Source organism: Kibdelosporangium philippinense, from assembly GCF_021390435.2.
Lineage (GTDB): Bacteria > Actinomycetota > Actinomycetes > Mycobacteriales > Pseudonocardiaceae > Kibdelosporangium > Kibdelosporangium philippinense.
The window spans coordinates 3,188,650-3,203,779 of the sequence record NZ_JAJVCN010000001.1; the positions used below are offsets into that span (position 1 = coordinate 3,188,650).

Below are 15,130 nucleotides of genomic sequence, written 5' to 3' on the forward strand. Positions count from 1 at the left end.
GTTTTCAGGGTTGGTTTTAGGGTTCGGCCCATGACTGTTCGACTGAATGCGATCTCGATCGTGGTCGCGGACATGGGCCGTTCCCTGGCGTTCTACCGGCTGCTGGGGTTGGCGATTCCCGCTGAGGCGGATTCCCAGCCGCATGTGGAGGTGGATGTGCCGGGCGGGATGCGGTTGTTGTGGGACACCGAGGCGACGATCCGCTCGTTCGCCCCTGGGTGGCAGCGTCGCGGCAGTGGCGGGATGTCGCTGGCGTTCGCGGCTGAGGACGCGGCCGGGGTGGACAAGATGTACGCGCAGCTGGCGGATGCGGGGTATCACGGTGAGTTGGCGCCGTGGGATGCGTTCTGGGGTCAGCGGTACGCGGTTGTGCATGATCCGGACGGCAACGGCGTGGACTTGTTCGCGGCGCTGTGACAGATGCCCGCTGGCATGGCCGTGTTCAGCGATGCCAGCGGGACGAGTCGGCTGGTCGGCGTTGCCGCTGCCGACGTGCCGGATGGGTGATCAGGTGGCGGGCTTACCGAACCATCGTGCGAGATGGTCGTTGAGGTCCCGCTGGTCGTCACCGATCCAGGCGACGTATCCGTCTGGGCGGAGCAGGATCGCCGGAACATCCAGTGCCGCGGTGGGATCTCCGAGGTAGTCGACTCGGTCCGACCAGCCCTCGGTACTCAGCCGTTCGGTGCGGTCGAGCACCAGGCCGCGGCCCCGGTGCAGCTGGTCGTAGAGCTGGCCTTGTTTCAGGTCGATGTCGGGCATGCGGCTGCCGAGCAGGTCGGGGCCTTCGCCGAGGTCGTAGCGGATGCCGATCGCGGTGATTTTCTCCAGCAGGTAGCGGTTGACCTCGTCGAAGCCCATCAGGTCGGTCAGCAGCCTGCGTACGGCCTGTGCGCCTGGTTCGCTGGACATGACCGCGACCTGGGCGCGGGTGTTGTCCAGGACCTCCGCGGCGACCGGGTGACGTTCGCTCTGGTAGGTGTCCAGCAGTGTCTGCGGCGCCCAGCCGCGGATCTGTCCCGCGAGTTTCCAGCCGAGGTTGACCGCGTCCTGCACGCCCAGGTTGAGGCCTTGACCTCCGGCGGGCGGGTGGATGTGGGCCGCGTCGCCTGCCAGCAGCACCCGCCCGACCCGGTAGCGCTCGGCTTGCCGGGTGGCGTCGCCGAAGCGGGACAGCCAGCGCGGGGAATGCACGCCGAAGTCGGTTCCGGCGATGGCGCGTAACTGCTGCTTGAAGTCTTCGAGGGTGGGTGGTTCCGCGCGATCGTCGCTGATTCCCGCGGCGGGGACGACGACGCGATAGGCCCCGTTGCCGAAGGGGCCCATGTGGAAGACCGGGTTGGTTGTGCGGATGTCGGCCACTGTGGCGGCGATGTCCTCCTGCGGCACGCCGACTTTCATCTCGCCCATGAGGGTTTCGGTGCGTGCGGGTTCGCCGGGGAAGCCGACGCCGAGCAGTTTGCGTACTGTGCTGCGCGCGCCGTCGCAGCCGACGAGGTAGCGCGATCGCAGCCGCTGCCCGTCGGCCAGTTCGACGGTCACGCCCTGGTCGTCCTGCTGGAAACCGGTCACCGCGCATCCGCGCTGGACCTGGGCGCCGAGTTCGATGGCATGCTCTGCCAGCAGGCGGTCGATCACCGGTTGCTGGATGCCCAGCAAATAGGCGTACGGGGAATCCAGGTCTTTGGGCGCGGGTGTGGTGATTCCGGCGAAGAAGCTGCTGGCTGGACGCTGCCGTCCGCGTTCGGCGATGCGCTGCAGCAGTCCGCGCATGGCCATCAACTCGAGGCTGCGGATGTGCAGGCCGACGATGCGGGCGAATGAGACGGGCTCGGTTTCCTTGTCCAGGACCAGGACCCGCACGTCGTGTAGCCGTAGTTCGGCGGCCAGTGTCGCGCCGGTCGGCCCGCATCCGGCGATGATCACGTCGAAGCGATCGGTGAACTGCATTGTGGTGTTGCCTTTCGGAGTGCCTGGTTGGGGCGCTCCTGGCGACACCTACGTCTGTCGCCCGACCGTGACGGGAAGGGGGAGCACCCACGTCGATCCTGCGTTCATGGGTCTCACCTCCTCGGGCGGTGTCATGGCCGACGGCAAGCTACAAGCCCGAGGATCTTGCCGTCCACTTCTTTTCCGGGACGTGTTGATCTCAAGCGTCCTTGAAGTCTTACCGTCGCGACATGGGATTCGTGCAGGTGCGGTTCGCGCGGCCGACGGACAGGCTGGCCGAGGTGGTGGCGTTCTATGCGGAGGGTCTCGGGTTGCCCGGTGCGGGCTGTCACCTGGAGTTCACGTCCCATGTGGACGGTAGTCCGGGACCGGCGCCGACCGAGGAGAACCTGCTGGTGCTGTATTTCGGCGATGCGGCGGGGATGGCCGAAGTGGTCGAGCGGCTCGGTGCGGCGGGGCATGCGCCGGTGGGGTTGGAGAACCCGTATTGGTCCGCCAACGGCGCGCTGGGGTTCGCCGATCCGGACGGGTGGCGGGTCGTGCTGGTGCCGCAACCGGTGTTCGCGGCTACCGGGTGACGTGGATGGCGTCGATGAGTGCTGGACCGTCGAGCAGGACGCGGTCGTTGTGGTCGGCGCCGGGGATCTCCACGAGGGTGGCGTTGGCCGCGCGGGCGACCTCGCGGCTCTGCTCGGGCGGGATGACGGTGTCGTGGGTTCCGAGGACGACCGTGACCGGCGCGGTCACGCGCGTGATGGTCTCGGCGACGGGGAATCGGTCACGCAGCAGCAGCCGTACGGGCAGAAACGGGTAATGCTCGCCGCCCGCGGCGGCCAGCTCGGTGAACGGTGAGCGCAGCACGAGCGCGGCGGGCGGGTGCTCGGCGGCCAGGTCGGTGACCACGGCCGAGCCGAGGCTTTCGCCGTAATAGATCAACTGCCCGGGCGGGACCTGCAGGTCCTGGGTGAGGAATCGGTGTGCGGCGCGGATGTCCTGGCGTAGACCGTCTTCGCTAGGGCTGCCGGGGTTGCCGCCGTAGCCGCGGTAATCGAGCAACAACACGGCCATGCCGCGCGCGGACAATGCCGCCGCCAGGGGCGCGCGGTCCGCGCGGTTACCGGCGTTGCCTGGGGCGACGAGCACGACGGCGTGCGGGCCGGGTTGTGCGGGCGGGACGAGCCAGGCGCCGAGGGTGAGGCCGTCACTGGTGCGCATGGCGACGTCGGTCGCGCCGGGAAGGACGTCGCCTGCTCGCGGGACCGGGCTGCTGTCGGGCAGGTAGATCAGTTTGCGCTGAAACAGCCAGATCAGGCCCAACAGCAGCACGACCACGCCAAGGACCGCGAGCGTCACGCGCAGCAGGGTCATCAGGCGCGGATGACTTGGACGCCAGCGTCGGCGAAGGCGGCGACCGCGGCTGGTTCGGCGCCGGAGTCGGTGATCAGCACGTTGACCTGGCGGATCTCGCAGATGCGGGCGAAGGCGTGGCGGCCGAGTTTGGAGGAGTCGGCGACCACGATGACTTGCCGGGCGCGGGCGACCATCAGCTGGTTGATGCTGGCTTCGCCTTCGTTGTACGCGGTCGCGCCCTCGGTGGCGCTGATCGCGTCGACGCCGAGGAACAGGTGGTCGAGGGTGAGCTGTTCGAGCACCAGCGTGCCCAGCGGGCCGGTGAGTTCGTAGGACTGGGGGCGCACGACGCCGCCGGTGACCACGATCTTGACGTGCTGGCGCACGGTGAGTTCGTTGGCGATGTTCAAGGCGTTGGTCACGACCGTGAGTGCCGCGTCGCCGCCTGCCGCGAGCAGGTCCGCGCGGGTGGCCAGGGCGCGGGCGACTTCGGTGGTGGTGGTGCCGCCGTTGAGCCCGACGACGCCGCCGGGGCGGATCAGCGCGGAGGCGGCGCGCGCGATGCGGTCTTTCTCGGTGGCGTGGCGTGCGGTTTTGTAGCGCAGCGGCAGGTCGTAGGAGACGTTGTTGGCCGTCGCGCCGCCGCGGGTGCGGGTGACCATTTGCTGCTGGGCCAGGCGGTCGAGGTCGCGGCGGATGGTCGCGGTGGACACGTCCAGCTCGTGGGCGGCGGTCTCGACTTCCAGGCGCCCGTCGCGCGCGATGATTTCCAGTAAGGCGTTCCATCGCTCGTGCGACGCCATCGGTGTCTCCCCTTCCACGCGGTGAATCGGTGCAGATCGTCACAGTAAATCGACTGAAACGCCAACAACCACGCCCAGTCTTGCGTGAACATGCATGCTCTGACCTACTATGAAACACAATTGCTCACGTTCACGCACAGGTTGAGGTCTTATGAGTCACGCGTCGGAGGAGATCGCCAGCCAGCCCGCGTGCTGGCGCACGGCCATCGAGGTGGCGGCCGCGAAACCGGCTGGCCTGCCCGAGCCGGGTGAGCGGGTGGCGGTGATCGGGTGCGGCACGTCGTGGTTCGTCGCGCAGGCCTACGCGGTGCTGCGGGAACGGGCGGGCCAGGGCGAAACGGACGCGTTCACCGCCTCGGAGTTCCCGTTGACGCGCCGCTACGACCGGGTGGTGGCGATCTCGCGCTCGGGCACGACCACCGAGATCCTGCGCGCGTTGTCGCAGATCGGCGGCGTGTCCAAGACGTCCGCGATCACCGCAGTGGGCACGACCCCGGTGCGCGATGTGGCCGACGAGGTGCTCACGCTGGCGTTCGCGGATGAGCAGTCGGTTGTGCAAACCCGATTCCCCACGACCGTGCTCACGCTGCTTCGCGCACACCTGGGCGAGGACGTGTCACGCCTGCCCGAGCACGCCGAGCGCGCGTTGAGCATGCCGCTGCCGGATGACTACGACGGGTTCCGACAGTTCACGTTCCTGGGGTCGGGGTGGACGGTCGGGCTGGCCAACGAGGCGGCGTTGAAGATCCGCGAGGCGGCGCAGGCATGGGCGGAGTCCTACTGCGGGATGGAGTACCGGCACGGGCCGATCGCGATCGCCGACATCGCCTCGCTGGTGTGGGTGTTCGGTGACGCGCCACACGGCCTGCTCGACCAGGTCCGGGCGACCGGCGCGCACGTGGAGGTGTCGTTGCTGGATCCGCAGGCCGAGCTGGTGCGCGCGCAGCGGATGGCCGTGGCCTTGGGGGATCGACGCGGCCTGGTCGTGGACACGCCCCGCAATCTGACCCGCTCGGTCATCCTGACGTGAGCAGCGTCGTCGCGCTGGATGTCGGCGGGACGCTGATGAAGGGCGCGGTCGTTGATCGCGACGGTACCGCCAGAGCCGTCGAGCAACGGCCGACCCTCGCGCAACCGGACACGGTGGAGGGGATCCTCGCGTTCGCCGCCGAGCTGGCGTCGATGGCGGGTTCTCCTGCGGCGGTGGGGCTCGCGGTTCCCGGGATCGTGGACGAGGTCCGGGGTGTGGCGCGCTATTCGACCAACCTCGGCTGGCGTGACCTGCCGTTACGCGCCATCGCCACCGACCGCCTGGGGGTGCCGGTGGCGTTGACGCATGACGTGCGCGCGGGCGCGGTGGCGGAGTACGAGTTGGGTGCGGCGCGTGGCGTGGACGATTTCCTGTTCCTGCCGATCGGCACGGGCATCGCGGGCACGGTGTTCCTCGGTGGTCGGGCGTATCGCGGCGCGGACGGGATGGCCGGGGAAATCGGCCACGCCCCCGTGCCCGTGGGTGATGAGCAGTGTGCGTGCGGGCAGCGCGGCTGTCTGGAGACCTACGCCTCGGCCGCGGCGCTCGTACGCCGCTATGGCGATCCGTCGTTGAGTGCCGCGGATGTGGTGGCGCGCGCTGCCGATAACCCGCGCGCGGCGGCAGTGTTGGGTGACGCGGTGCGCGCGTTGGGGTTCGCGCTCACGACGTACACGATGCTGCTGGACCCCGCGCTGATCGTGATCGGTGGCGGGTTGGCCGAAGCGGGCGAGACGCTGCTGGGTCCCGTGCGCGCCGAGTTGTGCGCGCGGGTGACCTGGCGGGTGCCGCCACGCGTGGTGCGCGCGCACCTGGGCGCCTCGGCGGGACGGTTGGGCGCGGCGCTGTGCGCGTGGGAGCTGGTGTCGTCGTGATCGTGACCGTCACGCTCAACGCCGCGCTGGATGTCACCTACCGTGTGGACGCTTTGGCGCCGGGGGCGACGCACCGCGTGACCGACGTGCGGACACGGCCCGGCGGCAAGGGCGTGAACGTCGCCGCGGTGCTCACGCAGCTGGGTGAGCCGGTGACCTCGACCGGGTTCGCGGGCCCGGAACTGGGCGCGCGGTTGCCCGGGTTCGTGCCGATCGCCGCGGAAAGCCGCCGCACGGTCACGGTGGTCGCGCACGAGGCGACCGTGTTCACCGAGCCCGGGCCGCTGATCGGTGACGGGGAGTGGCGCGCGTTGCTGACGCGGTTCGACCGGCTCGCCGCGCAGGCGCGGGTGGTGGTCTTGTCGGGCAGCCTGCCGCCGGGACTGCCGGATGAGGCGTACGCGCGGTTGATCGAACGCTGCCCGGTGCCGGTCGTGCTGGATACGGACGGCACGGCGTTGCGGCACGGCATCACCGCGGGTCCCGCGCTGGTGAAACCCAATGTCGACGAGCTGACCCGGCTGCTTGGCCGGAAACCTGACCTCCCGGCCGACTGTGTGTCCTTGGGTGTGCCGGTCGCGGCGACGCTCGGCGCGCAGGGCGCGGTGCTGGCCACACCGGACGGTGTGTGGCGGGCGCGTCCACCGGCCGCGGTGGTGGGTAACCCGACGGGGGCGGGTGATGCGTTCACCGCCGCGCTCGCGCGGGGCGTGGCACAGCAGCGTCCGTGGCCCGAGGTGCTCGCGGACGCGGTGGCGTTGTCGGCCGCCGCGGTGCTCAGCCCGGTCGCGGGCGTGTATGACGCGGCGGCATACCAGGAGTTCGCCGGTCAGGTACGAGTGGAGGAAGGCTGATGCTGGTACCGACGTCGGCGATCATCGAGCAGGCCGTGGCCGGTGGCACCGGTGTGGGCGCGTTCAACGTGATCACACTGGAGCACGCGGAAGGCATCGTCACCGGCGCGGAGACCGTGGGCCAGCCGGTGGTGCTGCAGGTGAGCCAGAACTGCGTGAAGTTCCACGGCGGGCATCTGCTGCCGATCGCCCGGGCCGCGGCGGCGGTGGCGGCGGAGTCCTCGGTACCAGTCGCGCTGCATTTGGATCACGTCGAGGACGAGGTGCTGCTGCGCCAGGCCGCGGACGCCGGGTTCGCCTCGGTCATGGTCGACGCCTCGAAAATGCCGTACGCGCAGAACGTGGCAGCCACGCGGGAGGCGGCGCGTTGGGCGCACCGCGTCGGTCTGTGGGTCGAAGCGGAACTGGGCGAGGTCGGTGGCAAGAACGGCGCCCACGCCCCGGGTGTGCGGACCTCGCCGCGCGACGCGGCGCGGTTCGTGTCCGAGACTGGCGTGGACGCGTTGGCGGTCGCGGTCGGCAGCTCGCATGCGATGACCACGCAGACCGCGTCCCTGGACATGGGGTTGATCTCCCGGATCCGCAGCAACGTCCCGGTTCCGCTGGTCCTGCACGGATCCTCGGGCGTGCCGGATGATCAGCTGTGTGACGCGGTGCGGCACGGCATGGTGAAGATCAACATCGGGACGGCGTTGAACGTGGCGTTCACCGAGACCATCCAGAACTCTGATCTACGTATCGCCGACCCGCGCACGTATTTGGCGCCCGCGCGGGAGGCGATCGCGCACACGGTGGCTCATTTGCTCGGTGTGCTCTCCAGCGCCTGAACCGGGATCTTGCGCAGTACGAGCACAGCGCCGATGCCGATCACGCAGAACCCCGTGAGCAGCAGGAATCCCGCGTCGAACGCGCCGGTGGCGTCTTTGAGCGCGCCCAACGCCCAGACTGCGGTGAATCCGCCGAGGTTGGCCCAGAAGTTGCCGAACCCGCTGATCGCCCCCGCGACCGAGCGGCCGAGATACTGGATCGGGATGGAAAACAACGGCCCGAAGTAGAGCTGGATCACGATCGAGTTGACCGCGACCATCGCGATGATCATCGGCAGCGAATCGGCCAGCACGAGTCCAACCAGGGATGCGGCGATGATCGTGAGCGACACCCAGACCACCGCGAGAGGTTTGCCGGTTTTGTCGGCGACGTAGCCGCCCATGATGTTGGACGGCGCGGTCAGCGCGGCGCCGAGCGCGACCAGGAACCCGGCGGTCTGGATCGAGTAGCCCTTTTCCACCACGACGAAGCTCGGTAGCCAGGTGATCACGCCGTGGGTGGCGGCCAGTCGGACGAACTGGATCACCGAGGTCACCGCGACCACGGGGTGTTTCAGCAGTTTCGGCAGTTCCCGCAGGGGCGGTTGTTTGCGTGGCCGCGGGTCGGCGCCGTCGTTGCCGATCAGCCAATAGGCCAGCAGGGTGAGCACGCCGAGGCCCGCGCAGACCAGGAACACGCCTTGCCAGCCCAAGGGCCCGACCAGCAGCGGCCCGAGCAGGTTGAGCACGATGCTGGAGGAAAACCCGCCCGCGACGTACAGGCCCATCGCCATGGCCTGTTTGCTCGAGTCGAACTGGCGGCTGATCAGGATCAGGCCGGGCGCGAACGCCATCGAGCGGAAGATCCCGGAGACCGCCTGGTTGGCCAGCAGCCATCCGTACGAGTCGAGCAACGCGAACCCGCAGGCGAGGATGTTCACCCCGAGCAGGCCGATCAGCAGCATCTTCTTGGGATCGATCCGGTCGGCCAGGATCCCGACCGGCACCTGCATCAGCGCGTAGGTGAACGTGGACGCGGCCGCGAGGCTGCCTCCCTGCGCGAAGGAAAGCGCCAGATCATCCCGGATCAACGGGAGAAACAGGGCAATTCCGCCGGTGACCAGCGCCTGCGAGCTCTGGCACAGCACGATGAGGGCGATCGTGATTCCCCGACGCTTGATCACCCGGCCAGCTTGCCCCACCCGGCGGGCGCGGCGACAGTAGTGTTGATCTCATGCGCAGTGTTCTCGCGGTCGGGTACGACCCTGACGCGATCCCCGGCGTCGACGGCAACGCCATCCGCGCCTGCTCGCCGGGGACCAGACACGCGGGATCGCCGCCCGGCTGAACGGCACCATGGTCGGGATCGCGCACTACGTGTTCCACCCAGGCATCTGGGGCGACGGACGCTGCTACCTGGCAGACCTGTTCGTGGACCCCAACGTCCGGCGACAGGGGATCGCCACGGCGATGATCAGGTGGGTCGCCGCGGACGCCGAGGAGCACGGCTTCCCACGCCTCTACTGGAACACGCTGGAAGACGCACCGGCTCGCACGCTCTACGACCAGGTGGCCGACCTGAGCGCAGGGCACATCCTCTACACCTACCGCCGCGCCAAAAAGCCGCTCTAGTCCTCGGTCCTCTCAGCCTTGGCCTCGCCGCCGAACAGCGCCGGGATCAGCAGCAGTACCGCGCCGCAGAACAACGCGATGTCCGCGACATTGCCCACGAACCAGCCGTTGTAGTCGATGAAGTCGACCACGTGCCCCCGCGCGAACCCCGGCTCACGGAACAACCGGTCCAACAGGTGCGTCACGGCCCCACCCAACAACAACGACAACGCCGTGGCCTGCACCAACGAGGACGGCTTGACCGCGAACCAGATCAACACCACCACCGCAACCGCGGTGATGATCGTGAAGATCCACGTCGCCCCCGCGCCGATGGAGAATGCCGCGCCTGGGTTGTACAACAGCCGCAGTTGCAGGAACGAGCCGAGGACTGGGATTGGGGCGCGGCCGGTCAGCTGTGACTCCGCGAAGTACTTCGTGATCTGGTCCAGCGCGACAACGAACACAGCCACGGCGAACACCATCGGCACGCGGGCGGCAACCGGGCGGGAAGCTGAGGTCTCCATCGCCGCCTACCCTATGTGCCTGGCTCATGGCGGATGTCAGAGACCTGCCACCCCGCACCGGCCGATCTGCCCACGACATGCGGGAACTCACCACCCCAACCGAACCGGATCAGACCTGATCACCGAACTGTTTACCGCGACACGCCGACCTGCGGCGATTGTTCGTCGTAGGCTCTGGCACCGAGCACGGGAACGGGGGCGAGGGCGTTGGGGCGCGGTCACCGATCACACGGTCACCGGTTGCAGGGCAGGCAGGCCGAACTTGCTGCCGTGCGCACGGCTGCCCAGACACAGACCGGGCGTCTGATGGTCATCAGGGGAGCGCACGGCACCGGACGCACCGCCCTGTTGAACGCCGCCGAACACACCCTGCGCGAACACGGCCACCCGGTCACGCACATCGACGCCGACGAGCTGACCCGCATGCGCCCACGCGACATCGCGCTGCTCATCGACGACGCCGACACCGTGCCCATCCAGGACCTGCTGGCCAGCCGCCGCAACGGCTGCCTGGTCATCGCCACCTGCCAGGACACGTCCACCAGCGAGTTGTCCAGCGCCGCGGACCAGACCCTGGACCTCGGGCCGCTGCCCGAGACCGACGTGCTGGCGCTGCTCAAGGACGTCGGCCCGCTCGACCAGCCGGTCATCGACGCCCTGCGCACCGCACTGGGCCCGTTGTTCGGCAACCCCGGCACGGTGCTTGCCACCGTCGAGCACCTGCGCGATCGCCTGATCACCGTCGCGGGCCTGCTGTGCCTGCGTGACCTGCACATCGCCCTGCCAGCCAACCATTGGCTGTGCACGCACGCCGATCCGCTGCTGAGGGCCATCGCCATCCTGGGCGAGCTACGCATCGACGACCTGCCCCTGCTCGCCGGGGCACTCGGCGAACCCGTCGCCACCTGCGGCCGCAGAATCGACGCGCTCGTCGACGCCGACGTGCTCAGCGTCGAGGCCACCGGCAAACTCCGCTGCGTCTGCCCAGCCCTGGCCACCGCACTGGCCGACGAAGCAGGCCCACACCACGCCCAACGCCTGCACCACGCGCTGGCCACGCAGCTCATGCGCCGCAACGGCGACCCCACGACCATCGCCGATCACCTGACCGCCTCGGGCCTGAGCACCCCGACCGCGCGGCTGCTGCGCCTGGCCGACCGCGCCCGCACGCAGCAACCACACCGCGCCGCACGCTGGTACGCCGCCGCGTTGCGCGATCTGCCACGTGACCGGCACGAGCACGCCAATGTGCTGCGTTCGCTGCTGAAACTGCTGGTCCAGAACGGACAATACGACCTGCTCTGCACCGTGCTGGCCGATCAAGCCACCATGCCGACCAGCAACCCCGCTGTGCGCGACGACCTGGAGGCCGCAGCCATGCTCACGGCCTTCCACACCGGCCACCCGGTGAAAGTCGCCCACGACCCGCGCCCCGGCAGCCCGCTCGAGCTCTACGCCTGGTGGATCGGCGAGCACCGCAACTTCGTCCCGGACTCCACACCCACCCCCGAGGACGCGCTGCTCACCGCCCCCGAGCTGCGCCTGATCCACTGCGCGCTGGCGGTCGACCACGCCGGATGCGCGCGCGAAGTCGGCGCTATCCGCAACCCCGCTGCGTTGCAGCGCCTGGAAGACCTCATGGAAGCGGGCGCCGCGGGCGACCCGACCGCCGTATTCGAGATCGTGCTCGGCGCAGGCTACCGCGCCCCCAGCACCGGCCCGCTCGCCCTGAGCCGCACAGTCGTGCGCGGGTACGCCGCCGCGAAATGGTCCGAGGCGCTGACCGCGGCCCGACGCCTGGAACTCACCGGCACCCCCGACAGCCCCATCCACCAGATGTGCCGCATCTACGCCGCGGGCATCCACCTCAACCGCGGCGAATACGACACCGCGTCCAACTGGCTGGCCACCGTCTCGCACGACCCACGCTTCGCCGCCGCACGCGCCGCAGTGGAGTGCTCGCTGCTGCACCGCGCGGGTGACTCCCTTGGTGCCGTGCATCTGGCGTGGCGCACCTACCGTCGCGTGCGGCGCGCCGGAACGCTCACCGGCGTCGAACGACTCCTGCTGACCGCGTTGCAGATCGCGGTACGTGGCCAAGACCAGGAGATGGCTGCCGCGCTGCACGAGGAAATCGAACAACTGCACATCCGCGCGCCGTGGCGCTGCGCACGCCAGGTCATGCTGCTGAGTCGAGGTCTGGTGCATCGGGACGCGGCCGCGGCGGCGGAAGGCGCCAACATCTCCCGGTTGCGCGCGCATCGCCCCGACCTGCTGTGGGCGTGCCGCATCCTGGCTCAGTTCTGCGACCAGCCCGGACCGCTGATCGACGAGCTCAACACCCTCGCGACCGACCCCACCGGCAGCTTCCTGCTGCCCACCCAACTGACCACGATGATGCGCCGCTACGGCGTGCCCGAACCGCCGCCGGAAGGGTTCACCAGCACCGAACTGCGCATCATCGAGCTGATCCGCACCGGCCACACCAACCGCCAGATCGCCGCACTGCTACAGCTCGGCGTGAAAACCGTCGAACAGCACCTGACCAGGCTGTATGACCGGACCGGTTATCGCTCACGCGTCGAGCTGACCGCGGCGAGCATCGACGGCAGGCTCACCGGAGGTGTGGCATGACCGAGCTGGCCACCTCCGCCAACGCCACGCCCCGTCTCGCGGGCCGTGACGAGACACTGGAACAGGTCTGCCGCGCCGCCACCACCCCGGGCCGCAGCCTGGTCGTGGTCACCGGCCCCACCGGGATCGGCCGCAGCAGCGTGCTCGACCGCGCCCGCGAGCGTCTCACGACCAACGGCGTACGCACGCTGACCGTGCCGGTGCTGCCCAGCGAACGCGACCGTCCCCACGCGCTGATCACACGCATCTGCGACGAACTGGACGCCACCGGCGAGCACGACCCGCACGAGCGGCTGGAAAGCGTGCTGCAGCGGCAGACCGACCCGCTCGTGATCTTCCTCGACGACCTGCAATGGGCCGACTCGGATTCCCTGCGTGCGCTGGCTCGCCAGCCCGCGTCGGCTGTGACGTTCGTGTGCGCGCACCACACCACGACCACCCAAACCCTGCCGCCCTTGCCGTCGGTCGAACTGGTGCGCCTGCATCCGCTGCAGCCGCACGAGACGAGCCTGATGATCGCCGGGTTGCTGCAGGCCAAGCCCACCCCGACGATGACCGAGGCGCTGCACCAGGGCAGCGCGGGCATCCCGGCCGTCATCCGGCTGGCCATCGACGGCTACCGCCGCGTGGGCAGTCTGCGCATCGTGGATCGCACCGCCTACCTCGTGCCCATCACCCAGCCTCCGGCGCCTTCGCCGCGGCATCCCGGTTTCGACTCGTTACGCCGCCTGGGCACCACCGCGTGGCCCGTGCTCAAAGCCCTTGCCGTGCTGCATCCGCTGGGCGAGAGCGCTCCCGCGTTGATCGCCACCGCCACCGGCATCAGCGAGATCGACGTCGAGCACATCCTCACCGGCCTGGACGCCGACGAACTGCTCTACGCGCGACCCTGGCGCTTCCGTACACCCCTGCTGGCCACCTGCCTGACCGCATGCCTGGGCCCATATGAGCGCCACGAACTCGCGCGCATCGCCGTCACCGCGCTCTGGGACGGCACCGCCACCTGCGAGGATCCGAGGTTCCTGCCCGAGCAGCTGGTCAACGCGGGCACCCTGGTCGACCCCGACCGCGCGGGCACCACCTTGCTGCAACACGGCACCGCCGCGATCGTCGACGACGAATACTTCGCCACCCGCTGGCTGGAAGCCGCCGCCGAACGCGTCACCGACCCCCAGCAACGCGCCAACGCGCTGTTCCTGCACGCCGTGGCATGCGGCTACCACGCCGATTTCGCCGCCGCGAACGACAGCATCAACACCGTCATCACCAGCTACACCGACCACCTCGCGCCCGAAGCGGTCCAGGAAACCCAGATCGTCCGCCTCATCGGCCTCGGCGCTACGGGTGATCGCCGCGCGCTGCACGAAATCGCCGACTACCGCTACCACGCCCTGCTCGGCGACGACGCCGACCAGATCATCGGCCGCGCGTTCGCGCTGTGCTTCATCGACCGCTGGGCCGAGGCGGAAACCCTGTTGGACACCACCCGTCAGATCTGGTCCACCGGCAACGACTCCGCCATCACCTACGGCAACTCGATCGCCTTCGGCGCCTCCATGGTCCGTGGCAACCCGCGCGCCTACTTCGACCTCGTCGCCGACGTCGAAGGCCACTGCCCACTGTTCGCCGAACAACGCCACCAACCCGGCCTGCTCAACGCGATGGCCCGCACACTGCTGCTGATGGGCGAAGCCACCCGCGCCGACGAGCTGATGGCCACCCACAACCTGGCGCCCGAACACCAAATGACCGCCACCCGCGCACTGCAAGCCAGCGCTGCGGGCCGCTGGGACGACGCGCTCACCCTCGCGCGCCTGAGCCTGGCCACCGGCTCGACCCTCGGGCATTTGCTGTGCCACACGGTCGTGTGCCGCGACATGGCCACGATCCTCACCGCGCGCGGCGCCATCAATGCGGCCCGAGACATGATCGACTCCGCGCGTATCGCCGAAACCTGCCTGCCGCACCTGCTCGCCCTGGCCGAAGCAGACCTGGAACACGCGCTGGGTAACCATTCCCGCGCGCGCCTGCTGTTGGACGACGGCCTGTCCACCGCTGAAGAGCAAGGTGTCGTGATCGGCACGGACGACCTGTGGCTGCGGATCGCCATGCACAACCTGGCCACTGGCGCCCATGCTGACGCCAGTGACGCGGTCACCGAACTCAAGCAACTCGCCGAACGCCTCGGCACCGGCCGCGCCCACCGCAACCATTTGCTCGCCGCCGCGATCGTGCAAGACGATTACACCGCCGCGGGCGAGGCGATCAGCATCGCGCGCGACCGTGGCCAGAAACCCGAAATCGCCGACACCCTGATGTACCTGCTGCAGCACACCATGGGCACGCCGACGCTGATGCGCGAGGCCTACGACCTCTATGGCGAGATGGACGCTTTGCTGCAACGCGCGCACTTGAGGCGCCTGATGCGCGAGCAGGGCGTCGCCGTGCCTGGCCGCAGTGTCACCAACAGCGAGAACGAGCGCTTGCTCGCGTCCTTGGTGGCCGACGGCCTGACCAACCGGGAACTGGCTACCGTGCTGGGCACGACGGAAAAGAACGTCGAAGCCCGCCTGTCGCGATTGTTCCAACGCACCGGATACCGCACCCGAGTGGAACTCGCCTCCGCGATCCTCACCGGCGAATACCGCCCCGCGTGAAAACCCTTCGACAGTTCTCGGGTCGCGCGATAT

Annotated in this window: 14 protein-coding genes; 9 read left to right on the forward strand and 5 right to left on the reverse strand. The window is 69.1% G+C overall.

What is annotated here, in order from left to right:
- Positions 1-30: 30 nt before the first annotated feature.
- Entirely contained in the window at positions 31-417 is a 387-nt protein-coding gene (locus LWC34_RS14675; RefSeq protein ID WP_233725609.1) for a VOC family protein, read from the forward strand.
- A 90-nt stretch (positions 418-507) separates the two neighbouring features.
- Here the strand turns inward: LWC34_RS14675 and rox are convergent, their stop codons facing one another.
- Entirely contained in the window at positions 508-1,950 is a 1,443-nt protein-coding gene (rox, locus tag LWC34_RS14680) for a rifampin monooxygenase (RefSeq protein WP_233725610.1), read from the reverse strand.
- Between the two features lie 230 nt (positions 1,951-2,180).
- Here rox and LWC34_RS14685 point away from each other — a divergent pair, with 230 nt between their 5' ends.
- Entirely contained in the window at positions 2,181-2,528 is a 348-nt protein-coding gene (locus LWC34_RS14685; protein ID WP_233725611.1) for a VOC family protein, read from the forward strand.
- On the opposite strand, the gene LWC34_RS14690 is transcribed toward LWC34_RS14685, so the two are convergent.
- Both LWC34_RS14690 and LWC34_RS14695 read right to left on the reverse strand, forming a co-directional pair.
- Positions 2,518-3,318: an alpha/beta hydrolase gene (locus tag LWC34_RS14690; RefSeq protein ID WP_233725612.1), complete on the reverse strand. Its 801-nt coding sequence runs from the start codon at positions 3,316-3,318 to the stop codon at positions 2,518-2,520. The two genes, LWC34_RS14685 and LWC34_RS14690, sit on opposite strands and share 11 nt — an antisense overlap.
- Complete coding sequence (locus LWC34_RS14695; RefSeq protein ID WP_233725613.1) at positions 3,318-4,103, reverse strand: DeoR/GlpR family DNA-binding transcription regulator; 786 nt, start codon at positions 4,101-4,103, stop codon at positions 3,318-3,320. The genes LWC34_RS14690 and LWC34_RS14695 overlap by 1 nt, the downstream gene beginning before the upstream one ends.
- Before the next feature lie 151 nt (positions 4,104-4,254).
- Between LWC34_RS14695 and LWC34_RS14700 the strand changes: the two genes are divergently transcribed.
- Genes LWC34_RS14700 through LWC34_RS14715 form a run of 4 tightly spaced genes read left to right on the forward strand, consistent with a single transcriptional unit; the run spans position 4,255 to position 7,689 of the window.
- Positions 4,255-5,133: an SIS domain-containing protein gene (locus LWC34_RS14700; protein WP_233725614.1), complete on the forward strand. Its 879-nt coding sequence runs from the start codon at positions 4,255-4,257 to the stop codon at positions 5,131-5,133.
- The gene (locus LWC34_RS14705) at positions 5,130-6,008 is read left to right on the forward strand and encodes an ROK family protein (RefSeq protein ID WP_233725615.1); all 879 of its coding nucleotides are present in this window, start codon (positions 5,130-5,132) and stop codon (positions 6,006-6,008) included. The genes LWC34_RS14700 and LWC34_RS14705 overlap by 4 nt, the downstream gene beginning before the upstream one ends.
- A complete protein-coding gene (locus LWC34_RS14710; protein WP_233725616.1) occupies positions 6,005-6,862 on the forward strand; it encodes a 1-phosphofructokinase family hexose kinase in 858 nt (285 codons plus the stop codon). Before LWC34_RS14705 ends, LWC34_RS14710 begins: the two co-directional genes overlap by 4 nt.
- Positions 6,859-7,689, forward strand: coding sequence for a class II fructose-bisphosphate aldolase (locus LWC34_RS14715; RefSeq protein ID WP_372496540.1), 831 nt, complete (start codon positions 6,859-6,861; stop codon positions 7,687-7,689). The genes LWC34_RS14710 and LWC34_RS14715 overlap by 4 nt, the downstream gene beginning before the upstream one ends.
- Here the strand turns inward: LWC34_RS14715 and LWC34_RS14720 are convergent.
- Positions 7,659-8,852, reverse strand: a complete 1,194-nt coding sequence (locus LWC34_RS14720; protein ID WP_233725618.1) for an MFS transporter — start codon at positions 8,850-8,852, stop codon at positions 7,659-7,661. The genes LWC34_RS14715 and LWC34_RS14720 overlap by 31 nt on opposite strands.
- A 172-nt stretch (positions 8,853-9,024) precedes the next feature.
- Here LWC34_RS14720 and LWC34_RS14725 point away from each other — a divergent pair, with 172 nt between their 5' ends.
- The gene (locus tag LWC34_RS14725; RefSeq protein ID WP_233725619.1) at positions 9,025-9,300 is read left to right on the forward strand and encodes a GNAT family N-acetyltransferase; all 276 of its coding nucleotides are present in this window, start codon (positions 9,025-9,027) and stop codon (positions 9,298-9,300) included.
- On the opposite strand, the gene lspA is transcribed toward LWC34_RS14725, so the two are convergent.
- Entirely contained in the window at positions 9,297-9,806 is a 510-nt protein-coding gene (gene lspA, locus LWC34_RS14730; RefSeq protein ID WP_233725620.1) for a signal peptidase II, read from the reverse strand. The genes LWC34_RS14725 and lspA overlap by 4 nt on opposite strands.
- A gap of 240 nt (positions 9,807-10,046) precedes the next feature.
- Between lspA and LWC34_RS14735 the strand changes: the two genes are divergently transcribed.
- Both LWC34_RS14735 and LWC34_RS14740 read left to right on the forward strand, forming a co-directional pair.
- Entirely contained in the window at positions 10,047-12,440 is a 2,394-nt protein-coding gene (locus LWC34_RS14735) for a helix-turn-helix transcriptional regulator (RefSeq protein ID WP_233725621.1), read from the forward strand.
- Complete coding sequence (locus LWC34_RS14740; RefSeq protein ID WP_233725622.1) at positions 12,437-15,097, forward strand: AAA family ATPase; 2,661 nt, start codon at positions 12,437-12,439, stop codon at positions 15,095-15,097. Before LWC34_RS14735 ends, LWC34_RS14740 begins: the two co-directional genes overlap by 4 nt.
- The last annotated feature ends 33 nt before the right edge of the window (positions 15,098-15,130 follow it).